At 72.9% G+C, this 25354-nt stretch carries 24 protein-coding genes; 9 read left to right on the top strand and 15 right to left on the bottom strand.

From position 1 onward, the window contains the following. Nucleotides 1–36: 36 nt before the first annotated feature. Entirely contained in the window at nucleotides 37–1542 is a 1506-nt protein-coding gene (locus Mam01_RS12190) for an aldehyde dehydrogenase family protein (RefSeq protein ID WP_204285464.1), read from the top strand. A 9-nt stretch (nucleotides 1543–1551) separates the two neighbouring features. Here the strand turns inward: Mam01_RS12190 and Mam01_RS12185 are convergent, their stop codons facing one another. From Mam01_RS12185 to Mam01_RS12170, 4 genes are all read right to left on the bottom strand, one after another. After that, a complete protein-coding gene (locus Mam01_RS12185) occupies nucleotides 1552–2832 on the bottom strand; it encodes an epoxide hydrolase family protein (protein WP_204285463.1) in 1281 nt (426 codons plus the stop codon). Beyond that, a complete protein-coding gene (locus Mam01_RS12180) occupies nucleotides 2819–3313 on the bottom strand; it encodes a MarR family winged helix-turn-helix transcriptional regulator (RefSeq protein ID WP_239101242.1) in 495 nt (164 codons plus the stop codon). Before Mam01_RS12180 ends, Mam01_RS12185 begins: the two co-directional genes overlap by 14 nt. Before the next feature lie 104 nt (nucleotides 3314–3417). Then, complete coding sequence (locus tag Mam01_RS12175; RefSeq protein ID WP_204285462.1) at nucleotides 3418–6402, bottom strand: AAA family ATPase; 2985 nt, start codon at nucleotides 6400–6402, stop codon at nucleotides 3418–3420. 13 nt (nucleotides 6403–6415) lie between these two features. Continuing rightward, nucleotides 6416–7087, bottom strand: coding sequence for a hypothetical protein (locus Mam01_RS12170; protein ID WP_204285461.1), 672 nt, complete (start codon nucleotides 7085–7087; stop codon nucleotides 6416–6418). A 334-nt stretch (nucleotides 7088–7421) separates the two neighbouring features. On the opposite strand from Mam01_RS12170, the gene Mam01_RS12165 reads away from it, so the two are divergent. Beyond that, entirely contained in the window at nucleotides 7422–7787 is a 366-nt protein-coding gene (locus tag Mam01_RS12165; RefSeq protein WP_239101241.1) for a carboxymuconolactone decarboxylase family protein, read from the top strand. A 46-nt stretch (nucleotides 7788–7833) separates the two neighbouring features. Beyond that, nucleotides 7834–8583 carry an SDR family NAD(P)-dependent oxidoreductase gene (locus Mam01_RS12160; protein ID WP_204285460.1) on the top strand — a complete coding sequence of 250 codons (750 nt, stop codon included), beginning with the start codon at nucleotides 7834–7836 and terminating at the stop codon, nucleotides 8581–8583. A gap of 1 nt (nucleotide 8584) precedes the next feature. Here the strand turns inward: Mam01_RS12160 and Mam01_RS12155 are convergent, their stop codons facing one another. Next, entirely contained in the window at nucleotides 8585–9820 is a 1236-nt protein-coding gene (locus Mam01_RS12155) for a nucleotide sugar dehydrogenase (protein WP_204285459.1), read from the bottom strand. Nucleotides 9821–9985: 165 nt separating this feature from the next. Here Mam01_RS12155 and Mam01_RS12150 point away from each other — a divergent pair, with 165 nt between their 5' ends. Both Mam01_RS12150 and Mam01_RS12145 read left to right on the top strand, forming a co-directional pair. Continuing rightward, nucleotides 9986–11155: a glycosyltransferase gene (locus Mam01_RS12150; protein ID WP_204285458.1), complete on the top strand. Its 1170-nt coding sequence runs from the start codon at nucleotides 9986–9988 to the stop codon at nucleotides 11153–11155. Further along, nucleotides 11152–11982, top strand: a complete 831-nt coding sequence (locus Mam01_RS12145) for an MraY family glycosyltransferase (RefSeq protein ID WP_204285457.1) — start codon at nucleotides 11152–11154, stop codon at nucleotides 11980–11982. The genes Mam01_RS12150 and Mam01_RS12145 overlap by 4 nt, the downstream gene beginning before the upstream one ends. Nucleotides 11983–12000: 18 nt before the next feature. On the opposite strand, the gene Mam01_RS12140 is transcribed toward Mam01_RS12145, so the two are convergent. Then, nucleotides 12001–13221: an ABC transporter ATP-binding protein gene (locus Mam01_RS12140; protein ID WP_204285456.1), complete on the bottom strand. Its 1221-nt coding sequence runs from the start codon at nucleotides 13219–13221 to the stop codon at nucleotides 12001–12003. Nucleotides 13222–13344: 123 nt separating this feature from the next. Here Mam01_RS12140 and Mam01_RS12135 point away from each other — a divergent pair, with 123 nt between their 5' ends. After that, on the top strand, nucleotides 13345–14352 hold the full coding sequence (locus Mam01_RS12135) for a LacI family DNA-binding transcriptional regulator (RefSeq protein WP_204285455.1): 1008 nt from the start codon (nucleotides 13345–13347) through the stop codon (nucleotides 14350–14352). A gap of 6 nt (nucleotides 14353–14358) precedes the next feature. Here the strand turns inward: Mam01_RS12135 and Mam01_RS12130 are convergent, their stop codons facing one another. Then, the gene (locus Mam01_RS12130) at nucleotides 14359–14847 is read right to left on the bottom strand and encodes a glutathione peroxidase (protein ID WP_150931657.1); all 489 of its coding nucleotides are present in this window, start codon (nucleotides 14845–14847) and stop codon (nucleotides 14359–14361) included. A gap of 344 nt (nucleotides 14848–15191) precedes the next feature. Here Mam01_RS12130 and Mam01_RS12125 point away from each other — a divergent pair, with 344 nt between their 5' ends. Next, on the top strand, nucleotides 15192–15794 hold the full coding sequence (locus tag Mam01_RS12125) for an aggregation-promoting factor C-terminal-like domain-containing protein (RefSeq protein WP_204285454.1): 603 nt from the start codon (nucleotides 15192–15194) through the stop codon (nucleotides 15792–15794). 55 nt (nucleotides 15795–15849) lie between these two features. Here the strand turns inward: Mam01_RS12125 and Mam01_RS12120 are convergent, their stop codons facing one another. The 4 genes from Mam01_RS12120 to Mam01_RS12105 form a co-directional block, all read right to left on the bottom strand. Further along, nucleotides 15850–16182, bottom strand: coding sequence for a DUF202 domain-containing protein (locus Mam01_RS12120; protein ID WP_204285453.1), 333 nt, complete (start codon nucleotides 16180–16182; stop codon nucleotides 15850–15852). Nucleotides 16183–16186: 4 nt separating this feature from the next. Then, nucleotides 16187–16528: a YidH family protein gene (locus Mam01_RS12115; RefSeq protein WP_150931662.1), complete on the bottom strand. Its 342-nt coding sequence runs from the start codon at nucleotides 16526–16528 to the stop codon at nucleotides 16187–16189. 71 nt (nucleotides 16529–16599) lie between these two features. After that, nucleotides 16600–16965 (bottom strand): DUF8711 family protein, encoded by a 366-nt coding sequence (locus tag Mam01_RS12110; RefSeq protein WP_204285452.1) that lies wholly within the window; start codon nucleotides 16963–16965, stop codon nucleotides 16600–16602. Nucleotides 16966–16975: 10 nt separating this feature from the next. Next, on the bottom strand, nucleotides 16976–17851 hold the full coding sequence (locus tag Mam01_RS12105) for a ferritin-like domain-containing protein (protein WP_204285451.1): 876 nt from the start codon (nucleotides 17849–17851) through the stop codon (nucleotides 16976–16978). Between the two features lie 106 nt (nucleotides 17852–17957). Between Mam01_RS12105 and Mam01_RS12100 the strand changes: the two genes are divergently transcribed. Further along, entirely contained in the window at nucleotides 17958–18227 is a 270-nt protein-coding gene (locus tag Mam01_RS12100) for a UBP-type zinc finger domain-containing protein (RefSeq protein ID WP_150931666.1), read from the top strand. Nucleotides 18228–18251: 24 nt separating this feature from the next. Here Mam01_RS12100 and Mam01_RS12095 read toward each other — a convergent pair whose 3' ends face one another. Then, nucleotides 18252–19841: a Na+/H+ antiporter gene (locus tag Mam01_RS12095; RefSeq protein ID WP_204285450.1), complete on the bottom strand. Its 1590-nt coding sequence runs from the start codon at nucleotides 19839–19841 to the stop codon at nucleotides 18252–18254. A gap of 58 nt (nucleotides 19842–19899) precedes the next feature. Beyond that, nucleotides 19900–21264: a hypothetical protein gene (locus Mam01_RS12090; RefSeq protein ID WP_204285449.1), complete on the bottom strand. Its 1365-nt coding sequence runs from the start codon at nucleotides 21262–21264 to the stop codon at nucleotides 19900–19902. 223 nt (nucleotides 21265–21487) lie between these two features. Here Mam01_RS12090 and Mam01_RS12085 point away from each other — a divergent pair, with 223 nt between their 5' ends. After that, complete coding sequence (locus tag Mam01_RS12085) at nucleotides 21488–23569, top strand: ATP-dependent DNA helicase (RefSeq protein WP_204285448.1); 2082 nt, start codon at nucleotides 21488–21490, stop codon at nucleotides 23567–23569. A 145-nt stretch (nucleotides 23570–23714) separates the two neighbouring features. On the opposite strand, the gene Mam01_RS12080 is transcribed toward Mam01_RS12085, so the two are convergent. Beyond that, nucleotides 23715–24530 (bottom strand): hypothetical protein, encoded by an 816-nt coding sequence (locus Mam01_RS12080; protein WP_204285447.1) that lies wholly within the window; start codon nucleotides 24528–24530, stop codon nucleotides 23715–23717. Between the two features lie 16 nt (nucleotides 24531–24546). Beyond that, the gene (locus tag Mam01_RS12075; protein WP_204285446.1) at nucleotides 24547–25344 is read right to left on the bottom strand and encodes an SGNH/GDSL hydrolase family protein; all 798 of its coding nucleotides are present in this window, start codon (nucleotides 25342–25344) and stop codon (nucleotides 24547–24549) included. Nucleotides 25345–25354: the final 10 nt, after the last annotated feature.

Below are 25354 nucleotides of genomic sequence, written 5' to 3'. Positions count from 1 at the left end.
CGAGGCGTGAGAGCAGAAACAGTCGCGGAGGTTGCGGTGACTCGGCAGATCGTTTCCGTCGTCGGGGGTGACGAGCTCACTTCGGGCACGCCGTACGCGTCGGTCAACCCGGCGCGGCCCTCGCAGACCGTGGCGCGGGTGACGCTCACGGACGCGGCGGGCTTCGCGGACGCCTGCCGCGCCGCGTCGGCCGCCCAGCGGGAGTGGGCGCGCGTCCCGGCTCCGGTGCGCGGACGGGTGATCGCCTCGATCGGCCGCCTCGTCGAGGCCAACACCGAGGCGCTGGCCCGCCTGGTGACCGAGGAGATCGGCAAGCCGTACGCCGAGGCGCTCGGCGAGGTCCGCGAGATCGTGGACACCTGCGACTTCTTCCTCGGCGAGGGCCGGCGCCTCTACGGGCAGACCATCCCGTCGGAGATGCCGGACAAGAGCCTGTTCACCTTCCGGGTGCCGGTCGGCGTCGCCGCTGTGGTGACGGCGGGCAACTTCCCGGTCGCGGTGCCCTCCTGGTATCTCGTGCCGGCGCTGCTGTGCGGGAACGCGGTGGTCTGGAAGCCCGCCGAGTACGCCGCGGCGTCCGCGCACGCGCTCTACCGCCTGTTCGCCGCGGCGGGGCTGCCCGCCGGCGTGCTCGGCATCGTGTTCGCCGACGGCGAGCAGACCTACGCCGGGCTCGACCGCGCGCTCGGAGAGGGCCTGGTGCAGAAGGTCGGGTTCACCGGCTCCAGCGCGGTCGGCCGCCGCGTCGGCGAACTGTGCGGGCGGCACCTGCAGTCGCCCTGCCTGGAGCTCGGCGGCAAGAACCCGATGGTCGTGATGCCGGACGCCGACCTCGACCTCGCCGCCGAGGGCGCGTTGTTCTCCGGGTTCGGCACGGCCGGGCAGCGGTGCACCTCCCTGGGCACGATCATCGTGCACGAGGACGTGCACGACGCGTTCCTGCGCCGGTTCACCGACGCCGTGCGCAGCGCGAAGATCGGCGACCCGAACGGCGACGTCCTGTACGGCCCGCTGCTCGACCACCGGTTCGCCGAACGGTACGAGGAGTACCTGGGCTGGATCCAGCCGCACCACACCGTGCTGCCCGGCCCGGTGGGCCGGATCGACGGCGAGGGCCTCTACTACCACCCGGTGGTCGTGGACGGCGTCCGCCCCGACGACCGGCTGTTCCTGGAGGAGACGTTCGGCCCGATCGTGGGCGTGACCACGTTCTCCACCCTGGATGAGGCGATCGACCTCGCCAACCGCCCGGGATACGGCCTGTCGTCGTCCATCTACACCTCCGACCCGAAGGCGGTGTTCCGCTTCCGCGAGGGCGTGTCGGCCGGGATGGTCAGTGTCAACAACTCGACGTCCGGGGCGGAGGCGCACCTGCCGTTCGGCGGGAACGGCAAGTCGGGCAACGGCAGCCGGCAGAGCGGCATGTGGGTGCTCGACCAGTTCACCCGCTGGCAGGCGATGAACTGGGACTACTCGGGCCGCCTGCAGAAGGCCCAGATGGACGTCGCCGAGATCACGCCCGACCTGGGCTTCCGGCTCTGACCCCGCGACCTACCGCCGGCCGCGGAAGGTGCGGCGCAGGTCGTCGACCCACTCGCCCGGGATCTCCCAGGGGATGAAGTGGCCGCCGCGGTCGTGGGCGGTGAGGTTCACGAGGTTGTACCAGGCGGCCCTGTCGCTGCCGAGGAAGTGCTCCACCCGCTGGTCGGTGCTCACGCCCGGCGGGTTCTCGTGGGCCACGAAGGTGATGCCGGTGGGCGCCTCGACGACCGGCCACCGGTCGTGGGACGGGGTCCACGGATAGCGGTTGTTGTTGGCGTACGTGCGGATCGAGGTGCCGATCGAGTTCGTCACCCAGAAGATCATCGCGTGCGTGAGCAGGTCGTCCTTGCTGAATACGGTCTCGACGTCGCCGCCGTTGTCGCTCCAGGTGACCCAGCGTTCCAGGATCCAGGCGAGCATCCCGGCGGGCGAGTCCGACAGCCCGTGGGCGAGGGTGCTCGGGGCGAGCACGTGCGCGGCGAGATGGACGGCGAAGCGCCTCTCCAGGGCGACGACCCGGGCGTGGACGTCGGCGGGCAGGCCGTCGGGGATGGGCCGGCCCCCGCTGAGGTCCCAGGCCCGGTCGCCGTTGAACAACGTCAGCTTCTGCCCCGAGCCGATGTGGAGGCCCAGCAGTTCATCGGCGTACTTGTGCCCGAGCTGGCCGGTGACCAGGGCACCGACGTCGCATCCGGCCGCGGCGTATTTGTCGTGACCGAGGACGCGGGTCATCAGGACGTGCCAGAGATCGGCGATCTTCCAGAAGTTCATGTCCGGGTGGCCGGGGAGCAGCGGGGTGGAGAACCCGAAGCCGGGCAGCGACGGCACGATCACGTCGAACGCCTCGGCCGGGTCGCCGCCGTACGCGCCGGGGTCGGCCAGGGGGTCGATCACCTTCGACCAGTGCCAGAACGTCCAGGGCCAGCCGTGGGTGAGGATCAGCGGCGTCGGGGCGGGCCCGGCGCCGGGCCTGCGCATGAAGTGGACCGGCACGCCGTCGATCTCCACGTGGTAGTGCTCGTAGGCGTTGATCGCCGCCTCGGCCGCCCGCCAGTCGTACCCGTCGCGCCAGTAGCCGACGAGCTCCCGCAGGTAGGCGCCGTTCACGCCGTAGCTCCAATCGCCGTCGCCCGCGTCGTCCGGCAGGCGGGTCAGCTCCAGGCGGCGGCGCAGGTCGTCGAGCACCTCGCCGGGCACGTGGATCGGCCGCGGCTCCAGCGGGAACGGCCGCTCCCCGGCGCCGCGGGCCCCAATGGTTTCGGCGGTCTCGGTGGTCTCATGGCTCGTCATCGTGTCCTCCAGCCGTCGAAGGGGGGTCAGCCCCGGCGACGCCCTCGCCGGTGCGGTGCAGCTCGACCATGCGGGCGAGGGCCGGGAGGGCCGCCGCGATGGCGGCCCGTTCCCCGGGCGCGAGACGGGCGGCGAGGTCCGCGAGCCGGGCCGTGCGCTCGTTCCGCCGCCCCTCCACGATCGCGGCGCCGGCCGCCGTGACCCGCACGAGGACGGCACGGCCGTCCGACGGGTCCGGACGGCGCTCCACCAGGCCCTCGCGCTCCAGCTTGGTCACCATCTGCGTGATCGCCGACTGCGTGACCTGCTCGCCCGCGGCCAGGTCGGTGAGCCGCTTCGGACCGCCGCCCGCCAGCGTGTGCAGCACGGACAGCGTGGTGAAGCTCAGCCGCCGCTCCGCGGGCAGGCGGATGTGCATGCGCGTGAAGTCTTCGAGGACGTGGGTCAGCTCGGCCACGCTCAGCTCGGGGAGGTCGGGCACGCGGAGAACATATCAGAAACTTAATTAAGTGACTGAAGCAGATGAGAACGGCGATCCCCGGCGGGCAGGGCCCACCGGGGATCGCCGTACGGAAGGTCGCGGGGTCAGGCCTCGGGCCCCCGCCGGCCGTCGTAGCCGAGCAGGCGCATGGCGACCTCCGGGTCCATCGCCGCCGCGAGAAGCTGGGCCCGCTCGGCCGCCCGGTCCCTCGCCTCCTCGGCCCGGCGCCGTCCCGCCTGCTGCGTGCGGACCAGCAGGATCGCCACCGCGATGCCGCCGACCACCGCGACGAGCGCGACCGTCAGCAGCACCGCCGTGCCCGCCGGGACGCCGCCGGCGAGGGCGGCGCCCCGCGCGCCCTGCGGCGAGGCGAACAGCAACGCGCCGAGCAGCACGAACAGCACCACCGCCACGGCGAGGCCGATCACCGCCCACAGCGCGCCGTACGACCGGCGCCGCGGCGCGGACGGCTGTCCGTGCGGCGCCTGACCGAACGGTGTCTGCCCCGGCAACGGCGTCGCGGACGCCGGAGGCGGCGCGCCGTTCCACGGCACGAAGTCCGGCTGGGGCGGCTGCAACGGCTGCGGCAGATGTCCGTTGCCACCGGACACGCCGTTCGGCTGCGCGACGAGCATCGGCGCGCCGCCGCCGGAAGAGGCCACGCCGGAGGAGGTCACGACGACCGACGCCTCCAGCGTCCGCGTCCTCGGAAGCGGCAGCTCGACCGGGACCTCGCTGTGGCCGCGATGCGCCTCCACCGCGGCCCGGTGATAGGTCTCGATCTCCTCGTAGAACTCGTCCGAGGCGTAGGCGGTGCCGTCGATCAGCGGCCCCATCCTGTTCTCGATGACCGCGACCACGTCGTCGCCGTTGAGCGTCTTGTGCTGTTCCAGCGCGTGCGCGACCGACAGCACCTCGCGGCGGTTCTCCCGCAGCAGCTCGGCCGTCTTCTCCAGCAACCGGCTGAGGTTGAACTCGATCCGCTCGGGGAGCATGTCGGGCACCAGCTCCTCGCGCGGGCCCGCCGGAGTGCCCGTGCCGCCGCCCCCGGGCTGCGGCTGGGCCGCCTTGCCTTCGCGCAGGCCGAGCTCCTGCAGCGCGGGCAGCGAGGCGACCCCGATGCCCATGCCCCAGTGGGCCTCCATCATGCCGGTGATGGCGGTGGCGGACTGCAGGTCGCCGGAGACGCCGGAGGAGTTGTCCTCCCCGAAGAACATGCGTTCCCCGGCGAGCGAGGCGAGGGACACCATGATGTCGGCCTCGTACTCCGACTTCCACCGGGTGAACTGGTCCTCCGGCTTGATGCTGGCCACCATGCCGAGGTAGTCGGCGCCCTTCTCGATCGTCGCCAGATCGATCTCCAGGTGGTGGCGGGTGCGGTAGGCGGCGACGGCGTGACAGGCCTCGTGCACCGCCACGGCGTGCCGCTCGCGCTCGATGTACTCGACGTCCTCCGGCGGCCCGAGCTGCTTGAGCCGCTTGGCCCGCATCACGTCCGACCAGGTGATGGACTCCCGGCCGTCCCGGATCGCGGTGATCAGCGACTCGTTGACCAGGTCCTTGATCGTCGCGCCGGTGGCGTACGGGGTGATCGTGGCGAGCTTGTCGATCTGCTCGTCGGTGAGCTGGTGGCTGACCTTGTCGAAGTAGCCGCGGTAGGTGCGGATCCGGCCCGCCTTGGAGGGGTAGCCGACCTTGTAGATGCGGTCGATGCGGCCGGGGCGCAGCAGCGCCTCGTCCAGCGCCTCGGGCAGGTTGGTCGCCATCATGATGAGGATGCGGTATTTCGGCGGCGGCTTCGGCCGCATGCCGAGCAGCCTGCGCACGTACCGGTTGACGAAGCCGCGCGGCTTCTTCAGGCCGGAGATCTCGGTGAGCAGCGCCTCCAGGGTGCCCATCCCGCCACCGCCGCCCATGCCCCCGCCGTACATCAGGCGGTTGACGAAGGCGCCGGTGCGCGGCATCCGCGCGGGCTCCGCCGGCCCGGCCGGGCCGGCGGCGTGACGGCCGAGCACGGTGCGGGTGTGCGGGTCGAGGTAGGCGAAGCCGTGGCAGCCGGCCTCCTCGAACGGCGCGGGAACGGAGCGCCCCCAGCCGCCGGGCCCGCCCTGGGCGAGCGCGCCGCGGTTGCCGAGCGAGTCGGCCTCGTCGAAGAAGACGATGACCCCGCCGTACCGCAGGGCCAGCTTGCGCAGCTTGCGGAACAGCGACTTGACCTTGAGCACGCCGACGCCGAAGAACATGTTGATGAACGCGCCGGGGTCCACGAAGACGTACGGCTTGCCGGTGGAGCCGGCGACCGCCTCGGCCATCAGGGTCTTGCCGGTGCCGGGCGGGCCCCACAGCAGGATGCCGCTCGGCACGTAGCCGCCCCTGGCCTCGATCTCGTCCGGCTTCTCCAGGAAGACGATGTTCTCCTTGACCCGCTCGACCACGTGGTCCTGGCCCCACACGTCGGCGAACCGCGTCTTGATGTCGTCGGGGTAGTAGACGTCCACGCCGCCGCGGGACAGGAACCAGAAGATCGCGACGAACTGCCCGACGGCGAGCACCATCAGCAGCATGACCTGCAGGACCATGGGGAGGAAGCCCCACACCGTGGCCGGCACGTTGAACAGCGCCTGCAGCGGCGAGGTCTGCTGCACCTTCGCGAGCACCAGCGCGATGACCACGATCCAGACGACCCACTTGATCGCCCGTGCGATGCGGTAGCGGTTCCAGTCGTTGAACCTGCGGTGCGTCCAGCGGTTCCAGCCGCCGAAGACGCCGCGCGTCCAGAAGCGGTGGTATCCGGCCGAGCGCTCGCTGATCAGGAAGTGGATCTGCCGGAGCACCTCGAGGCCCGCCAGCCACAGGACCCAGGTCGCGTTCCGGACCGTCAGCAGGAAGGCGTCGGAGAAGGAGATGATGCCCTCATACGTGGCGATCTCGTTCCAGAGCAGTACGCCGAACGCGACGGCGAGCAGGATCAGGAACTTGCTCCTGTCCCACAGCGGAAGTCGTTTCCGGGTGCGCGGGTCGCGGTCCTCGGGACCCGACCCCGGTTCGCGAAGCCCCTCGTGGTGCTTCGGTGGGAGGGCCGTGCTCATATGAGGGGCTCCTTCACGGATTGATGATGCGCTTGACCTTGAAGGACTTGACGATCGCGGCGATCTCCGCCGCCCGCTGGCGGTAGCACGCGGGCGAGCAGCGGATGAGCAGAGTGGAGGCCGTCGTCCCGTCGGCCGACAGGTAGGCGGTCTTGTCGAACGTCTGCACCGGCCCCTCCGCCACCCGGTAGTTGTAGACGGTGTGGACGCCCTTGACCCCGTCCACGATGGGCAGCACCTCGTCGTCCAGCAGTTCGAAGCCGGACAGGCCCTCGCCCTCCAGTTCCTTCTGCTGGTCCTCCGTCAGCGGCACCGGCATCGGCGGGGACGCGCGCAGCAGGTTGAGCGACGCCGCGTTCTGCTTGTCCTCGCTGAGCTTCTCCACCTTGGCGAACACGAAGGGTTTGTCCTCGCCGCGCACCGGGCCCTGGACGAGGTGCAGGATCGACGGCTGGTCATGGGCGTCGAAGGCGGCCGTCCAGAAGGCCTGTTTCGCGAGCTGCGCGGTGGCCGACTCCGTGTCGCCGAAGAGCCGTTCGTCGATCGTCTTCTGGTCGATCTGACGCCACGAGACGGGGACCTTGAAGTAGGTGTCGCCCGCCTCGTCGTGTACGTAGGTGTACTGGGGGCCGGCACAGCCGGACAGCACGGAGGCGGCCATCGCCACCCCTGCGGCCGTTCCCACCACCCCGGTCCTTACCCGCGGTCTTTCCACCAGGGCCCAACCTCCGCTTTGCGGGTCTACGAGGTAGTAGTGCCCGTTCTCAAATCGTCCTTCTCACGGTAGATCCGCGACGCCTCGGAAAACTAGACCGAATCTTTCCCGGATCCGCACTCCTCCTGTTACATGGAGGTTGCATGGCGCCGTACCGGCCCGGTGGCAGGGCGGCGCGTCACGGATGGCGATACCCACCGGAGAGCGGCCGGAAGCGGCCCGCGGCCCATGAGACGGCCGTCCGGACGCGAGAACTCTTCGGCGGAAGGTGTAACACCTCGGCGGCCGGAACACGACAACCTGAGTGCATGCCGCCAGATTCACCGCGGAGGGACCGGACGCCATGGAGCAGGCCCACGGAGAGGACGGCGTCGCCGAAGGGCCGGACGGCCTCTTCGGCGCGACGGCGGAACGCATGTTCTCGGAGGTGTGGTCCCGGCCGGTCCTCACGGGCCGGGACCGCCGCCTGCTGCTGGTGGGCCTGCTCGTGGGCCAGGGCATGGACGACGCGCTGGAGCGCCATCTCGACACCGCCCTGCGGTCGGGCGAGCTGACCCCGGCCGAGCTGCGCGAGACCGTCGTGTTCCTGACCCTGTACGCCGGATGGCCCCGGGCGGCCCGGCTCAGCGCCCAGGTGGAGCGGCTGATCTGCCGCACCGCCCGCGCGTGATCCGGCGCGGCCGCGGGGTGGGTACCGGGATGGGTACGCTGCCGTCATGCCCACCGCACTCATCACCGGCGCGACCGCCGGGATCGGCGCCGCCTTCGCCCGGCGCCTCGCAGCCGACGGGTTCTCCCTGGTCCTGGTGGCCCGCGACGAGGAGCGGCTGACCGCCTCCGCCGAGGCGCTGCACAAGCGGTACGGCGTGACGGCCGAGACGCTGCCCGCCGACCTGACCACCGAGGAAGGGCTGGCGGCCGCCGAGGAGCGACTGCGCTCGGGCGTGGACCTGCTGGTCAACAACGCCGGGTTCGGGCATCCCGGCGGGTTCCTCGACACCCCCATGGACGACGAGGTCCGGATGCTGCGGCTGCACTGCGAGGCGGTGCTGCGGCTGACCCGGGCGGGCCTGCCGTACATGATCTCCAAGGGCCGCGGCGGGGTCGTCAACGTGGCCTCGGTCGCGGCGTTCCTGCCCGGGGGCACCTACAGCGCGTCGAAGGCGTGGGTGGTGAACTACAGCACCTCGGCGGCCTCCCTGGTCGGCCGGCACGGCGTGCGGGTGATGGCGCTGTGCCCGGGGTTCGTGCGCACGGAGTTCCACGGCCGGGCCCGGCTCGACATGTCCCATCTGCCGTCCTTCGCGTGGCTGTCGGCCGACCGCGTCGCCGCCGACGCGATGCGCGACCTCGCCCGGGGGGCGTGGGTGAGCGTCCCGTCGGCCCGCTACAAGGCGATCGTCGCGCTTCTTCGGCTGCTGCCGCTCAACCTGCTCGGCCGGATCGCGCGGGTGCGCTACCGGTGACTCAGAGCCGCTCGACGTTCGGGCCGCGGCAGCGGCCCCGGGTGTCGAAGACGAACCTGCTCGCCCGCTGGACCAGGGCGTAGTCGTAGCAGTCGGGCGCGCCGAGCACCACGACCACGTCCGCGCGCGCCAGTTCGGCGGCGTCCGGCTCGACGACCTCGACGCCCGCGGGCACGAGCAGGTCACCGGCGCGGGAGTCGGCCCGGGGGTCGGCGGCCCGCACCCGGGCGCCGAGCCGGCACAGCGACTTGGCCACCTCCACGGGCGTCAGGCCGAGCAGCAGGATCCGGCTGCCCCGGACCGCGCGGCACCGCCGGTTGAGCGCGAGGCCGATCCGGTCCACCACGTACGCCGGCATGTGCGCGTTGACGTCGTTGGCCGCCTCGACCAGCCGGAACCCGCGCCCGGCGCGACCCCTGACCGCCCACGGCACGTACGCCACGTCGACCGGCAGGCAGGAGTCGGGCAGCCCCGGGCCGGGCCGCGCGCCGGAGCGGCCGTACGGTGTGGTGGCGGCGGCCTCGGCGGCCTCCCACACGTCGACGCCGAGCTGCCCGGCGAAGATCGCCAGCTCGTTGGCCAGGGCGGCGTCGAGGTGCGCGCGGGCGGCTTCCAGCAGCGCGCACAGCTCGGCCACGCGGGGCGAGGACACCGGCACGGTCTCCCGCACCAGCCGCCCGTAGAGGTAGGTCACGGCCCGCAGCGAGGCCGGGCCCACGCCCGACACGACCTTCGGCGTGTTCCCGATCCGCCAGCGGGGGTTGCCGGGCTCGGCGCGGCGCGGGCTGTGGCCGAGGTGGAAGTCCTCCCCCGCCCGCAGCCCCGACCCGCGTTCCAGGATCGGCCCGGCGAACTCCTCGGTGGTGCCGGGGTAGGCGGCGGTCTCCACCACGACGGTCGCCCCCGGGCGGACGAAGGGGGCGACGCGGCCGGCGGCCGTGCCGAGCGGGCCGAGGTCGGGCGCGCCGTCCCGCGTCCGCACGGCGACGGTGATCACGCAGAAGTCGAACCCGGACGCGTCGGCGGGATCGGCGCTGGCGATGTAGCGGCCGGAGGCGTGCGCGGCGGCGAGCTCGGCCGCGCCGACGCCCTCCACGCAGGGCTCCCCCGCGTTCAGCCGCTTGACCCGCCACTCGTCGTCGTCGAGGCCGACCACGCGGAACCCGGCCTCCGCGGCGCGCGTCGCGAGGGGCAGGCCGGCCGGGCCCTGGCCCACGACCACCAGCTTCTCCGCCATGGGACGACTGTAGGAGCGGCCGCGCCGCCCGCCCCGCGATTGCCGGACGGACCGCTGTAAGGCTTGGGTACGGATACGGAAAAGTCTCTTCCGGCGCCGTCTGGGTGTCCGGTCGCGACGGGACGGGCGGGCTAGCTTCTCCGACATGATCAGGGAGCAGGCGGCATGAAACCGGACGACCGGATTCGTGTCATGGAGATAATCGCCCGGATGAACGTGAGCGGTCCCGCCACCCAGGTCACGGGGCTGTGCGAGCGGCTCAGCCCGGTGGAGTTCGACCACCGGCTCTACACCGGCTACGTGGACGGCGGCGAGGGCGACCATCTGCAGCTTCGCGACGCGACGATCCCGGTCCACCGGGTGCCTGGCCTCGGCCGGGCCATCAAACCGGCCGACGACTACCGTGCCCTGTTCGGGCTGGCGAACGCGATGCGCGAGTTCCGGCCGCACATCGTGCACACCCGGACCACCAAGGCCGGCGCGCTGGGCCGCCTCGCGGCCCGCCTGTCGGGCGCGGGCGCGGCCCGCGTGCACACCTACCACGGCCATCTCCTGGACGGTCAGCTCTCGCGCCTGCGCCAGGCGGTCTACACCCGCACCGAGCGCCGCCTCGCGTCGATGACCGACCGCATCGTCACCGTCGGCGCCCGGGTGCGCGACGACCTCCTCGCCGCCGGGATCGGCCGGCCGGAGCAGTACGTGGTCATCCCCCCGGGTACCCGCCTCGGCCCGCTTCCCGACCGCGGGCGGGCGAGGGCCGCGCTGGGGGTCCCGCTCGACGCGCCGGTCGTGGCGTACGTCGGGCGGCTGAAGAAGGCCAAGCGGCCGGACCGGCTCGCGGAGGTCGCCCGGGCGGTCCTCGCGCGGCTGCCCGGCGCGCGGTTCCTCGTGTGCGGCGGCGGCGAGCTCAAGGAGGAGCTGGAGCGGGCCGTCATGCCGATGTGGGACTCCTTCCGCCTGCTCGGCTGGCGGCGCGACGTCGAGACGGTGTACGCGGCGGCGGACGTGATGCTGCTCACCTCCGACAGCGAGGGCACGCCGCTCTCGCTCGTGGAGGCCGGAATGGCGGGCCTGCCCGCCGTGGCCACCCGGGTGGGCAGCGTGCCCGAGATCGTCGTGGACCGCCGAACGGGGTTCCTCACCGAGCCCGACGCGGACGAGATGGCCGACCACCTCGTGCGGCTGCTGGTGGATCCCGGCCTGACCCGGCGGATGGGCGAGTCGGCCCGCGCGTGGACCTGCCGGGCGTTCGGAGTGGACCGGCTGGTGGCCGACACCGAGGCGCTCTACCGCACGCTCCGCGGCGCGGCGCGGTCGGAGGTGGGCAGCCGATGACACCCCTTCTGACCTCCGCGCTCGCCGGGGCCGCCGGCTGCCTGCTCGCCGCCGCGGCCCTGCGCCCGGTCCGCCGTACGGTGCCCTATCTGGGCGGGATGACGCTCGCGGCGGTGACCGCGGGCGCCACGCTGGCAGCCCTCGGCTCGCCGGACCGGCGGGTGAGCGCGGTCCTGCTGGCCGCGGCGGCGGTCGCGCTGCTCGGCCTGATCGCGGACGTGGGGGCGCTGCCGCTCGCCACGCGCCTGATCGTGGAGTCGGTCGCGGCGGGCGGGGTCGTGCTGTGCGGCGTGCAGGTCACGCTGACGGGCGACTGGCCGGACGGTCCGGTCAGCGTGATGTGGATCGTCGCGATGACCAACGCCCACGCGCTGCTCGACCGGCGCGGCGGCGCGCTCGCCGGGGTCGCCGCCGTCACCGGCGCGGGTCTCGCCGGCGCGGCGTTCCTGCTCGCCGACCCGGCCCTCGCGGTGCCCGCGGCCGTCCTGTCCGGCGCCTGCCTGGGGTTCCTCCCGTACGGCAGGAGGCGAGGGAGGGTGCGTCTCGGGCCGTCCGCCGCGCTGTTCGCCGGTTTCGCCCTGACCTGCCTTCCGGTCGCGCTCGCGGCGGGACGCGGCCCGGCCGCGATGACGGCCGGGATGCTGGTTCCCGCGCTGGCGCTCGTGCTGGGGGCCGGGCTCTACGGCGTCCGCCCCCGGCGGTCGGCCGGGGGCGGATGGCGGGGCGCGCCCGGGGGTGTGCCACGGGACGCGCGCCGCGGTGTGCGCCTGGGTGTGCGCCAGAGCGGGCGTCAGAGCGGGCGACAGGGTGTGCGCCGCGGCGCCTGAGAGACCGGAGCCCGGGGCTCAGCGGCCGATGTTGGCCTCGTGGCCGATCGACAGGCCCGAGTCGACGTCGAAGAAGTGCAGGTTGTGGGTGTCGACGACGAGCTCGATCTCCTGGCCCGGACGGACGTGGCTGCGGGCGTTGACGCGGGCGGTCCACAGCGACTTGTCGCCGGTCAGCGGCAGCGAGGTCTCCTCGTCGTCACCGTCGTTCGCGGCGGCCACGGTGTCCTTGTGCTCGACCGGCGGGGCGTCGATCGTGAACAGGACGTTGATCTCCGAGCCGAGCTCCTCGGTGACGGTCGCGCGGACCGGGATGCGGGCCCAGCCGGCGCCGTTGCCGCTGGCGGAGCCGGAGTCCTCGAAGTCCGAGGGCCGGATGCCGAGGATGATCTTGCGGCCGATGTAGCGGTCGAGGCCCGGCTTCTCGGCGAAGGTCGAGTCGGGGACGGGCAGGCGGTAGCCGGCGAAGGCGACCGAGGCGCCGCCGTTGTCGCGGACCAGCTCGGCGTAGGCGAAGTTCATGGCCGGGGAGCCCATGAAGCCGGCGACGAACAGGTTGACCGGGTTGTCGAACAGGTTCTGCGGGGTGTCGACCTGCTGGAGCACGCCGTCGCGCAGGACGCAGACGCGGTCGCCGAGGGTCATGGCCTCGACCTGGTCGTGGGTGACGTACACCGTGGTGACGCCGAGGCGCTCGTGCATCTGGTTGAGCGAGGCGCGCATCGAGACGCGGAGCTTGGCGTCGAGGTTCGACAGCGGCTCGTCCATGAGGAAGGCCTGCGGCTCGCGGACGATGGCGCGGCCCATCGCGACGCGCTGGCGCTGACCACCGGACAGGGCGGCGGGCTTCCGCTTGAGGTACTGCTCCAGGCCGAGCATGCGGGCGGCGTCGTTGACCCGCTTCTGGATCTCCGACTTGGGCATCTTGCGCAGCTTGAGGCCGAAGGCGAGGTTCTCCTCGACCGTCATGTGGGGGTACAGCGCGTAGTTCTGGAAGACCATCGCGATGTCGCGGTCCTTCGGCGGGAGGTGGTTCACCACGCGGTCGCCGATGACGATCTCGCCGCCGCTGATGTCCTCCAGGCCGGCGATCATCCGCAGGGCGGTGGACTTGCCACATCCCGACGGGCCGACCAGCACCATGAACTCGCCGTCCTTGATCTCAAGGTTGAGGCCGTTCACGGCCTTCACCCCGCCCGCGTAGATCTTGTCGACACTGTTCAGAACGATAGAAGCCATGCCAGTCCTTCGCGCTTGCGAGTCAAGAGCAAGTGGATACGTTTTCATGACTGTCCCGTGAAATGCCGCCTATTGTCAAGATTTCGGTCACTTGCCGGATGGAATCATGATGGAATCGTTTCCATGAGTGGTCCAGCGCAGCGACGGATAACGATCAAGGAAGTGGCGGAGGCGGCGGGGGTCGGGGTGGCCACCGTGTCACGCGTCCTGTCAGGAGGATCGGCGAGCCCCGAGACCCGGGAGAAGGTGTTCGCAGCGGCGGCGAGGCTCGACTACCGGCCGAGCGCGCTGGGGCGCAACCTGCGGCGCCAGCGGACCGGCGGCGTCGGCCTGCTGGTCCCCGACATCACCGACAGCTTCTACGCGCGCCTGGCCGACGGGGTGCTGTCGTGTGCCCGCTCGTACGGCGAGCCCGTGACGATCGGGGTCACCGGCGACGACCCCGAGCGGGAGGCCGAGCTGATCGGCGCGCTGATCGAGCAGAGCATGGACCGGCTCATCGCGGTGCCGTCGGGGGACGGCGACATGTGGGCGCCCGCGCTGCGGGCGGGGCTCAACGTGGTGTTCGCCGACCGGCGGGTGCGGACCGACGTGCCGAGCGTGGTGCCCGACGACCGGGCGGGCGTGCTCACGGCGGTGGAGTACCTCGCCGGGCTGGGCCACCGCAGGATCGCCTTCCTCGCCCGGCACGGGCAGTCACAGCGGGTGACCGCGTTCCTGGACGCGACGGCGTCGCTGGGACTGCCGGTCGACCGCGACCTGGTCGTGCACGCGCGGGCGAGCCGCGACTCCGCCTACGCGGCCGCCGCCGGGCTGCTGCAGAACCACTCGGACGTCACGGCGGTCCTCGCGGGCGGCAACGTGCTCGGCGAGGCGGCCGTGCTGGCCGCCCGGGAGCTGGACGTGCGGGTCCCCCGGGACGTGTCGCTCATCATGTTCGACGACGTGCCCTGGGCGGAGCTGTGCTCCCCGCCGCTGACGGTGATCGCCCAGCCCGCCCAGGACATCGGGTACCGCGCCGCCGAACTGGTGCTGCGGCAGGGCCGCCGGCCCCCCACGGTCACGCTGCCGACGCGGCTCGTCGTACGGGCGAGTTGCGGGCCCAGGGTCGCGCCGCGCCGGTCGTCCTGACCTCCGTCAGGAGACGACCTTCTCGATCGCCTCGGCGATCTCCGGCGACTCGGGGGCGACGCGGGGCCGGAACCGGGCGACCACCTCGCCGTCGGCGGAGACGAGGAACTTCTCGAAGTTCCACTCCACGTCGCCCGCCGACCCCGAGGCGTCGGGGACGGCTGTGAGCGCGGCGTAGAGGGGGTGCTGTCCCGGGCCGTTGACCTCGGTCTTCTCCAGCAGCGGGAAATCAACGCCGTAGGTGGTGGAGCAGAACTCCACGATCTCCTCCGCCGAGCCGGGCTCCTGGCCCATGAACTGGTTGCAGGGCACGCCGACGACGGTGAAGTCGCGGTCGGCGTAGGCCCGCTGGAGGGCGACCAGGCCGCCGTACTGCGGGGTGAGGCCGCACCGGGAGGCGACGTTGACCACCAGCGCGGCCCGCCCGCCGAGCAGGCCGCCGACGGTCGTGGCCGCGCCGTCGATCGTGTTCACGGGGATCTCGAGAACGCTCATGTCCGCACCATACGTCCCGTCTCCCCCGCCACGCCGCGCAGGGGCCCCCGGGATCGCGCCGTGTCGCCCCTTTACCCTGTCGCCGCCGGTTAACCTGCGCCCCCGGGAAGGGTCGGCGTTGGGCGGCGGATCGGCAAAGATCCGTCCGCGGCGTGTCGCGAATGCCGCCGCCGGGGCGGGCCGCCGTATTTCAATCCGCGTGAGGACCCGTCGCGGTGCCCGCCGGAAGCTCTTCGTGATCCGGTGCGGGCCGAGCGGACGGCCGCGCCCACGCCATGGGCGTACGGCCGCGAGGGGCGCCGCCGCGCGCCCCTTCCGCACGCGACCCGATGACAAGGACCGATTTGGACAGCAACAGCGTTCTACGCAGCACAGTCGCCGCGGTCATCGCGGCCGCCCTGACCGGTGGCGTGGGCGGCGTCGCACGGGCCGGTGAGTCGGCTCGTGAGTCGGCCGGTGAGTCGGCCGGTGAGTCGGCTCGTACGGCGACCGGCGAGGCGGCTCGTACGGCGACCGGCGAGGCGGCTAATGAGTCGGCCAGTGAGTCGGCCGGTGCGTCGGCCGGGCAGAACGCCCGGGTCACGCACCTCGGGGTGTGGACGATGCGGGCGGCGCCCGAGGCACCCAGGTTCCGGGCGCCGGCGAAGGTGCTCAGCAAGGCCTACGCCTTCCGGCTCGTCACCCGCCGCACATGGTCGGGCGAGCAGTTCCAGTGCCTGGACAGCCTCTGGACCAGGGAGAGCAACTGGGACCATCGGGCCTACAACTCCGGATCCGGCGCCTACGGCATCCCGCAGGCGCTGCCCGGCGACAAGATGGGCTACGTCGCCCGCGACTGGCGGTTCAACCCGCAGACCCAGATCAGGTGGGGGTTGCGGTACATCAAAGGCCGTTACGGCTCGCCGTGCGGCGCGTGGGGCCACTTCCGGTCCCACAACTGGTACTGACACCGGCTGAACTGACACCGGCTGAACTGGCACCGGCGCACGGGCCGGGGTCTCGTCAGGCGAGGCGGAGCACCAGGACCAGTGCTCCGGCCGCGGCGGCGAGCGCCCCGGCCCAGGCGACGCGGGCGTCCAGCCCGGCGCCGAGCGGGCGCCCGTGCCGCAGCGCCCGTTCCAGGGCGCTGTGCCGCAGCCCGGTGCGCACGAGCAGGACGGCCCCGGCGAGCGCCACCACCCCGAAGGGAACGGCGAGGCCGGGCAGGTCGTCCCGCACCGCCGCCCCCGCCGCCCCGATGCCGGACCCCGACATCAGGACGGCCGTCCGCACCCAGGCCAGCCGGGTCCGCTCACCGTGCAGGCCCGGCCTGGGGTCGCCGCCGGATGTGGTCACGCGATCACCTCGGCACGAGGATGAGGAGCAGGGCGAGGACGGCCACCCCGGCGACGCCGTACCCGAACATGGGGGCCAGGGCGGGCGGCGGGAGCGCGCGGTCCTCGCGCAGCGCGCGGTCGATGTGCCGCCAGCGTGGGTAGGCCGAGCCCGCCGCCAGGGCGGACAGCAGCACGAGCACGAGGGCGAGCAGCGTGCGCACCCACGGGACGAAGACGTCCTCGGGGACGACCGCCATGGCGATGCCGCCCGCGCTCAGCGCGAGGGCGGTGCTGATCCAGGTGAGGAACGTGCGCTCGTTGGCGAGCACGAAGCGGGGGTCTGGCTCGTTCTCGTTCCCTCTCATGGGAGAACGCTAATTCTGCCCCTTTTCCGGCAGATTTCCCGGGTTGCCGTGCCGGCCTTTCGGCGGCCGGGTCAGATGCAGGCCTCGCTGACCTGGCGGAGGTACTTCGCGCCGTCGGTCGCCACCCTCTGGGCCGCGTCCACCGCCGCGTTGGCGTCGTCGACGTTCAGCTTCTGGAGGCTCTCGGCCAGCCCCTGCAGGGCGTCCCTGAGAGTGGTGTCGGCCGCCTTGTTCGCCATGTTCTCCAGGTCGGCGGCACCGTCCTCGATCTTCTTGCGCATCGCGGCGGGGTCGTCGGCGACCTTGCCGATCTCGCTGACGGTGCTGCTGATCACCTTCGTCGCCTCTGCGCACGACTGGGCCTTGTCCGCGGTCGCGCAGCCCGAGGCGAACAGGACGGCGGCGGCACAGGCGGCGGCGAGCGGGAGGAGTCGCATGCCGATCACCCTACCCAACCGTTCCCCGATCGCCGCGGCTCCGAGCGGCGCCGTTTCCCTCACCCGCCGCCGGCGCCCCGGCCGTCCGGGCCCCAGTCGTCCGGACCTCAGTCGCCTGGGCCTCAGCTGTCCGGGCCCCGGCCGTCCGCCCGGCCGGCCACATGACGCCGGCGACGACGCCGCCGAAGCTCGCCGCCACCTCCCGGACGAAGGCGGCGCCCGAAACCCCCACCTCGCGCAGCGCCCCGCCGTGGTCGGCCACGACCACGGTGACCACGCCGGCCAGCAGGGCCCACCACAGGGCCGCGGCCGCGGCCCGCGTCAGCCGGGACGACCTCCGGAAGGACCACCGCAGCCGGTCGCGGTGGAACGGCACGTGCCGGAGCTCGTCCGCGAGGATCCGCCCGGCGACCTCCGAGGTCAGCGGATCACCGGCGCCGTCGCGCACGGCCCGGTAGTAGGCCAGCGCGACCACCTCGGCCAGCATGAGGACCATCAGTTCCATGCGCAGCCCGAGAAGCCGCCGCAGCCGGACGAAGACGGCGTCGGACCAGTGGCCCCGGAGGGTCGCCGCGCCCGCCGCCTCGAGCAGCCGGGCCAGCAGGCGGGCGTGCTCGCGTTCCTCCGCGACGAACAGGCGGACCGCGGCCGCGTACACCGGGTCTCCGGCCCGGGCCGCCTTGCCCGTGAGGAAGGCTCCGTCGCCGTCCTCGCCCACCTGGAACCGCTGGAGGCTGCGGACCAGGGCGGGGTCCAGCCGCGCGCCCCGGCTCCAGTCGGGGTCGCCCCACGTGCGGCGGAGCAGCGCGGCGCCCTCGAAGTCGCGTAACCAGGCCGTGAAATCAGCCGCCGGGTCTGCCGTTAAGTCACCGATGTCGACCGTCATGGCCGGGAACCTACGGGCCGGGGGTGCAGATTCCAGGGGCGGGTTTGTAGAGGTTTGGTGGAGGACACGGCCAGGCCGGTCGAACGGGGGTCATAGCATCTGCGGCATGGGAACGTGTGAACATCTGCTCGCGACCGCCGAAACCGCCGAGGCCGAGGCGCTCACGCCGCAGGGCTGCCAGGAGTGCCTGGACCTCGGCATGCACTGGGTCCACCTGCGCAAGTGCCTGACCTGCGGCCACATCGGCTGCTGCGACTCCTCTCCGGGCAAGCACGCCACCGCCCACTACAAGGAGACGGACCACCCGGTGGTCCGCTCCTACGAGCCGGGCGAGAACTGGCGCTGGTGCTACCTGGACCAGCGCCTCGGTCAGTAAGCCGGCAGCCGCCCCGATAGGCGCTCAGCCGCGTTCGAGCGTCGCCTCCTCGAAGTCGAGTTCCTGCATCACCCGGTGGAGCACCTCGTCGTCGATGCGGCGCTCGTCGCGCAGCCGTACGAACACGTCGCGCTCGGCGGCGAGCATCTCCCGGCGCAGCCGCCGGTAGAGCGCGGCGGGCGTCTCCTCGCCCTCCTGGCCGGTGCCGCCGCCGAGCCGCTCCCAGGCGTGCATGGCCCGGCGCTCGGCGCGGGTGCGCAACTGGTCGACGACCTCCTCGTGGACGTCGCGCACGCCGTCGGAGGTGAGCTCCTCCAAGCGGGACAGCGCCGCCGACGCGGCGGCCTGCTGGGCCCCCGCCTCCGCCAGGTCGTCGGCGTACCGCTCCCTGGCCGTGGAGACGCCGAGCTTCCTGATCAGCCAGGGGAACGACAGGCCCTGCACGATCAGGGTGCCGACGACGACGGCGAACGTCAGGAACAGCAGCAGGTTGCGCTGGGGGAAGTCCTCGGGCAGGGCGAAGGCCGCGGCCAGCGACACCACCCCGCGCATCCCCGCCCAGCTCGTCACCACCACGTTCTGCCATGACGGCGTCTTCGGCTCCCGGGTGCGCACCCGTTTCGACAGCATCCGCGGGAGGTAGGTGCTGGGCGGCACCCAGACGGCGCGTACGAGGATCACCACCAGGAACAGCACAACGGCGTACGTCACGAGCTGCGCGGGCCGCTGGCCGTCCAGCCCGGCGAGGATCGGGCGCAGCTGCAGGCCGATCAGCGCGAACACGATCGACTCCAGCACCAGGTCGGCCACCCTCCAGACCGCCCCGGACAGCAGGCGCGTGCCGTACGAGCTGCGGCTGAGCTGGTGCCCCAGGTAGATACCGACGATCACCACGGCGATCACGCCGGAGGCGTGCACGGCCTCGGCCGCGAGATAGGCGGCGTACGGCACGAGCAGCGAGACGCCGTTGGCGATCAGCGCGTCGCCGAGCCGCCGCAGCACGATGCCCGCGATCCGCGCGATGGCGAGGCCGATGACCAGGCCGAGCCCGGCGGCCAGGAGGAACTGCCCGCCGATGTCGAGCACTCCCCCGGCCGTGCCGGCCACGGCGCCGATCGCGACCCGGTAGGCGGTCAGCGCGGTGGCGTCGTTGAACAGGCTCTCGCCGACCAGGATGGTCAGCGCCCGCCGCGGCAGGCCGAGCCGGCGTCCGATGGCGACCGCGGACACCGCGTCGGGCGGCGCGATGATCGCGCCGAGCGCGAAGGCCGCGGCCAGGGGAAGCTGCGGCACCATGGCGTGCGTGACGAAGCCGACCACCACGGTGGTCATCAGGACGAGCCCGACCGCGAGGAGTCCGACGGGCCGGGCGGCGTCGCGCAGCCGCAGATAGGAGCTGTCCAGCGCCGCCGAGTAGAGCATCGGCGGCAGGAAGACCAGCAGGACGATATGGGGGTCGAGGCTGTAGTCGGGGACGCCGGGCAGGTACGAGACGGCCAGCCCGGCGAAGACCAGGAGCAGCGGGGACGACCAGTCCCGCCATCGGGCCAGGGCGGCGACGGCGAGAGCGCCGGCGGGAAGGAGGAGGAACTGCAGTGCCGTTGAGGTGTCCATCAGAGGACGAGATTACTTACAGCTGGAACCCCTGCTGACCACCGGCCCGTAAACCGGCCTACCAGCCCCGCGCGTCCTCCCACGTCTCCTGGCCGTCGTCCGGCCACTGGGCCTGGCTCTCCCCGGTGGCCCGCCCGGAACGCCGTCTTCCCTGACGCTCCTGCTCCGCGTGCGGGCCGGGGACCTGGTCCGCCGGCCACTGGTCCGGCCGCAGCCGCTCGCCCGTGTGATAGAGCGGCGGTTCGTTCACGTACGGCCGGACGGCGCCGAGGCCGAGGGGATCGTTCGGGTCGACCGCCGGAGGCTGCTGGCGGGGGTCCGCCAGGGGCCCGGTCTGGGTCGCGGAGGACGCGACGAGGCGGTCCTGCGTGGGGGTCCCCCGGGCGACGAGCACGTCGTTGGGGCCGAGCGCGGCCGGAGCGGGGTGGGCGTCGGCGGCCGGAGCGGGCGGCGGCACCGGCGGCCGGGCGTACTGCCCCGTGCCGGGAAAGTCGGGATACTCGTAGTCGCCCTGGTAGTCGCCCTCGTAGGTGCTCTGGTAACCGCCCCGGTAGTCGCCACGCGCGGGCTGCTCGGGGTAGCCGGCCTCCTGTCCCCGGTGGGTGTCCGGCGCGGCGTTCTCGCCCCGCGCGTACGCGTCGTGGGCGGCGCCGTAGCCGTCCTGGGCCTGGCCGTAGGAGTGCTGCGGCGCGACGTAGGGATCGTCGGCGGTGTACGGGTCGCGCGGGGCGTAGCCGTCCGCGGCCTGGCCGGGAAGGCCGGCGGCGTATCCGTCGGGCGGCGTGGCGTAGCCGTCCTGGGCCTGGGCCGCGTAGGCGTCCTGCGCCGGAGCGGCGTAGGGGTCCGCGGCCTGCGCCGGGTAGGCGTCCCGCGCCGGGACGGCGTAGGGGTCCTGTACGGGGTAGGCGTCCTGAGCGGGGTAGGCGTCCTGCGCCTGCGCGCCGTACGCGTCCCTGACCTGGGCGGTGTACGGGTCGTGGGCGGGATAGGCGTCCGGGGCCTGCGTGGCGTACGGATCCGGGGCGGCGTAGGGGTCCTGTGCGGGATAGGCGTCCCGGCCCCGGGCCTCCCGCGCCTGCTCCTGGCCGTGCTCCTGAACCTGCTCCTGGAGCTGGGCGGCGTGCGGCGGGTATCCCTCCCGGCCGGCGGCGACGTAGCCGTCCTGGTCGGGCGCCTGCCGGGGGAAGGGTCCGGTGCCGGCGTCCTGGTCCGGAACGTCCGCCTCGGTGTACCCGTCGTCCAGGGTGTCGATCAGACGTCCCACGTCGTCCATGGGCATACGGAAACTGGCCGTGCACATCTCGCCCCGCCACAGACTCAGCACCAGCGTGCCGTCGTGCCAGGTGACCCGGAGCACGCGGTCCTGACCCCGTGCGTCGAAGAACACCTCGCCGAACGATGGCAATGGGACAACTTCCGACATGGCAGTCATAGTGCCTTTACCAGCCCTTTTTCGTCCACTCGATCCCGGGAACCCTGGCGCAACATCCGCTTCGTCCTCTTTGACCTCACTGGGAAGATCGCCGTTGACCTTGAGAGCACTGGTATCCAGTGTGCCATGCGGGCCGAGAGGGAGTTCCTGGAACGCCAGGATGTGGTGAACGCGTCACGCACGAGATGTCGGTGGCAGGGGGTAGCGTTCTGCCGTGCCAAAGGACCGTCCCGAGCTTCCGCCCGTCGAAGAACTCCTCACCGCCGCGGTGACCGCGGTGGGCGGTGTCGAGCGCCCGGGCCAGGTCAAGATGGCGCAGGCGGTGCGCGACGCCGTCGAGAGCGAGGAGCACCTCGCCGTGCAGGCGGGCACGGGCACCGGCAAGTCCCTGGCCTACCTGGTGCCCGCGATCAGGCACGCCGCCGAGAGCGGGGAGGCCGTGGTGGTGTCCACCGCCACCATCGCGCTGCAACGCCAGCTCGTCGACCGCGACCTGCCCCGGCTGGCCGACGCCCTGGAGGGCCTGCTGCCGCACCGCCCCGAGTTCGCGATCCTCAAGGGGCGCCGCAACTATCTCTGCCGCCACAAGATGGCGGCGGGCATGCCCGAGGACGAGGACGACCAGCTCTTCGACCCGCGTGAGGTCAGCGCGACCGGCCGGATGGTGCAGCGGATCCAGGACTGGGCCAACGACACCGAGACCGGTGACCGCGACGAGATCGTGCCGGGGGTCAGCGACCAGGCCTGGCGGCAGTTCTCGGTGACCGCCCGGGAGTGCCTGGGCGCGCAGCGCTGCCCCAGCGGCGCCGAATGCTTCGCGGAGCTCGCCCGGGAGCGGGCGGGCAAGGCCGACGTCGTGGTGACCAACCACGCGCTGCTGGCGATCGACGCGATGGAGGACTTCGCCGTCCTGCCCGAGCACGACGTGGTCGTCGTGGACGAGGCGCACGAGCTCGCCGACCGCGTCACCTCCGTGGTCACCGGCGAGCTGTCGGAGGCCACGGTGAGCCTGGCGGTGCGCCGGGCGGGACGGCTCATCGAGCAGGGGGTGGCCGACCGGCTGCAGGAGGCGGGCGAGGATCTGCGCGCCCTGCTGGCCGCCGCGCCGCCCGGCCGCGTCGACACGCTGCCGCAGTCGCTCGGGATGACGCTCGCGCTGGTGCGGGACTCCGCGTTCGCGTGCATCACGGCGCTCGGGCCACGCAACAAGGACAAGGACGACCCGGAGAACGCCGGGCTGCGCAAGGCCGCCTTCACTGTGCTCGACGACGTCCACGACACCGCGCAGCGGATGCTCGACGCCTTCGGCCCGGCGGCCGGCGGGACCGGCTCGGGCCTCAGCGCCGACGACTCCGATGATCCGGACTCCGGGGCCGCGGCGTCCAAGGGGCCGGCGGGCCGCGCGGGCGGCGACGCGGAGGCCGAGGAGATCCACCGGGCGGAGGTCGTCTGGCTGGAGGAGGGGCGCGGCCGCGTCCCTCCCACCCTGCGGGTCGCGCCGCTGTCGGTGGGCGGCATGCTCCGGGACAAGCTGTTCGGTGACCGGACCGTCGTCCTCACCAGCGCCACGCTCGCGCTCGGCGGCACGTTCGACAGCCTGGCCCGGCAGTGGGGCCTGCGGCCGGGCGAGTGGACCGGCCTGGACGTCGGCTCCCCGTTCGACCATCCGCGCCGCGGCATCCTCTACGTCGCCACGCATCTCCCCCAGCCCGGCCGTGACGGGCTGCCGGAGGCGTACGTCGACGAGATCGCCGAGCTGATCGAGGCGGCCGGCGGGCGCACGCTCGGCCTGTTCTCCTCCATGCGGGCGGCCAAGGCCGCGACGGAGGCCCTGCGCGAACGGCTGGACGTGCCCCTGCTCTGCCAGGGCGACGACTCGACCGGGCAGCTCGTGAAGCAGTTCTCGGGCGACCCCGCCACCTGCCTGTTCGGCACGCTCTCCCTGTGGCAGGGCGTCGACGTGCCGGGGCCGTCGCTGACCCTGGTGATCATCGACAGGATTCCGTTCCCGCGCCCCGACGACCCGCTCGCCTCGGCGCGGCAGCGGCACGTCGCGGCCTCGGGAGGCAACGGCTTCATGGCGGTCGCGGCCACCCACGCCGCGCTGCTGCTGGCCCAGGGGGCGGGCCGACTGCTGCGCTCGATGGACGACCGCGGCGTCGTCGCGGTGCTCGATCCCCGGCTGGCCACGGCCCGTTACAGCGGGTTCCTGCTGAACTCGCTGCCGCCCTACTGGCGCACCACCGACCCCGGCAAGGTCCGCGAGGCCCTGCGCCGTCTGACCGCCGACCTCTGATCCCACCGCAGCCCGGCCCGCACCTCACCCGGCGCGCGTGCGGTGCCCCGAAGCAGTCGCCGTCGACTTTCCAGAGGAGGACCGGCGGCCCGAGTCCACCACTCGCCCTATGTGATGCGCGAGCGCTGTGATGCGCGGGCGCCCCTCACATGCCTGTGACGGCGCCGAACGTCTCGCCCTCGTTGAGCCGCCGGACGAGGTCGAGCACGACATGCGGCCCGCCGTTGGCGGTCACCCACCGACTCACGCGGCACGCCGCCCGGGCGTAGGTGTTCCGGTCGGCGCCGGCGGCCCGCAACCAGGCGTCCAGCGTCGTCGGCAGCGGGCCGTCCGTACTAACGAGGCAGCGCTCGGCCGGGGCGCCGGCCGCCGTGCCGGGCGTGGTGCCGGGCGTCGTCTCGACGAGAGTGCCGGGCGCGGTGGCCGGGGCGAGATAACGCGGGTCGCCGGAGACCAGGACGGCCAGGCCCTCGTCGAACCACTGCGGCACCTGCGCACCCGAGTCCAGCCGGACGTGCAGTTCGACGTGCGACATCTCGTGCGAGGCGATGACCGGGTCCACGCCGGAGGGCGACAGCATCACGGCGCGGTTCAGCACCGCGACACCCCGCTCCCCGCCACCGCCGATGCGCCGGTAGCAGCCGTCACTGAGGCAGGCGAGGATCCGCGGCGAGGCCCGCCTGCCGCCGTAGAAGTCGCGGACCCGCCGCTCCGCCTCCTCCACGGCCGAGACAACCTGCCGCTTCCGGTGCGGCGGCAGGCCGGGTTCCGCATACACGCCCTCCGCCAGCCGTTCCAGTCCGTAACAGCCGGGGCAGGTGGTGGCGGCGAGCGAGGGATAGGCCACGGCCACGACGGCGGCCGTCGCGATCGGCAGCGCCGCGAGCGCGGCGAGCAGCCACACCCGTCCGCGCCGGGCCGTACCGCCACGCGAGCCCGCGCGCCGCCACTTCGGCATCATGGTCGGGACGTCGTGGTCAGGGGGTGAACGGGGGCAGGGGGCTGAGATCGGGGCGTTTCGGGGCGAGTCCGTCGCCCGAGGAGGTGCCGCGGAGCCTCCGGCCGATCCAGGGGCCGAAGTGCTCCCTAACCCACTGGACGTCCTCCTGGCGCTTGGCCCTCGGGTGCACCGCGTCCCGGGGCGGCCAGGTCTTGCGCCAGTCGTCCTCGCCGGGCAGGCCGAGCACGTGCAGGACCCTGGCCGCGACCAGGCGGTGGCCCTCCTCGTTCATGTGCAGCCGGTCCCCGCTCCAGGCCCGCCAGTCGCGCAGCCCCTGCATCGACCACATGTCCACCAGGTGGCAGCCGTACAGGTCGGCGATCGAGCGGACGTGCAGGTAGAAGATCGCGAACCTGCCGCGCACGCGCCGCATGATGGGCGTGTCGCGGGGGTCGGTACCGGTGAACAGCACGACGTCCGCGCCGGTGGCCCGCAGGTCGCGCACGGCCGCGGCGACCTTCTTGGCCATCCGGTCGGGATCGCTGCCGGGACGGATGAGATCGTTGCCACCCGCGCAGAAGCTGATCAGGTCGGGCTTCATCTCGACGGCCAGGGGCACCTGGTCGGCGACGATCTGGTCGATCAGCTTGCCCCGCACGGCCAGGTTGGCGTAGCGCAACTCCGGCTCCAGCGACGCGAGCCGCTCGGCGACCCGGTCGGCCCACCCCCGGTAGCGGACCACCTCTCCCGGCGCCGGAGGCGGCGCGTCCGGGAGGGGGTCGCCCAGTCCCTCGGTGAAGCTGTCTCCGACCGCCACGTACGACCGGTACCCCATGATCCTTCTT

Source organism: Microbispora amethystogenes, from assembly GCF_016863015.1.
Taxonomy (GTDB): Bacteria; Actinomycetota; Actinomycetes; order Streptosporangiales; family Streptosporangiaceae; genus Microbispora; species Microbispora amethystogenes.
Note: the sequence above shows the minus strand (reverse complement) of the source record. Positions and strands in the feature narration are given on the sequence as shown.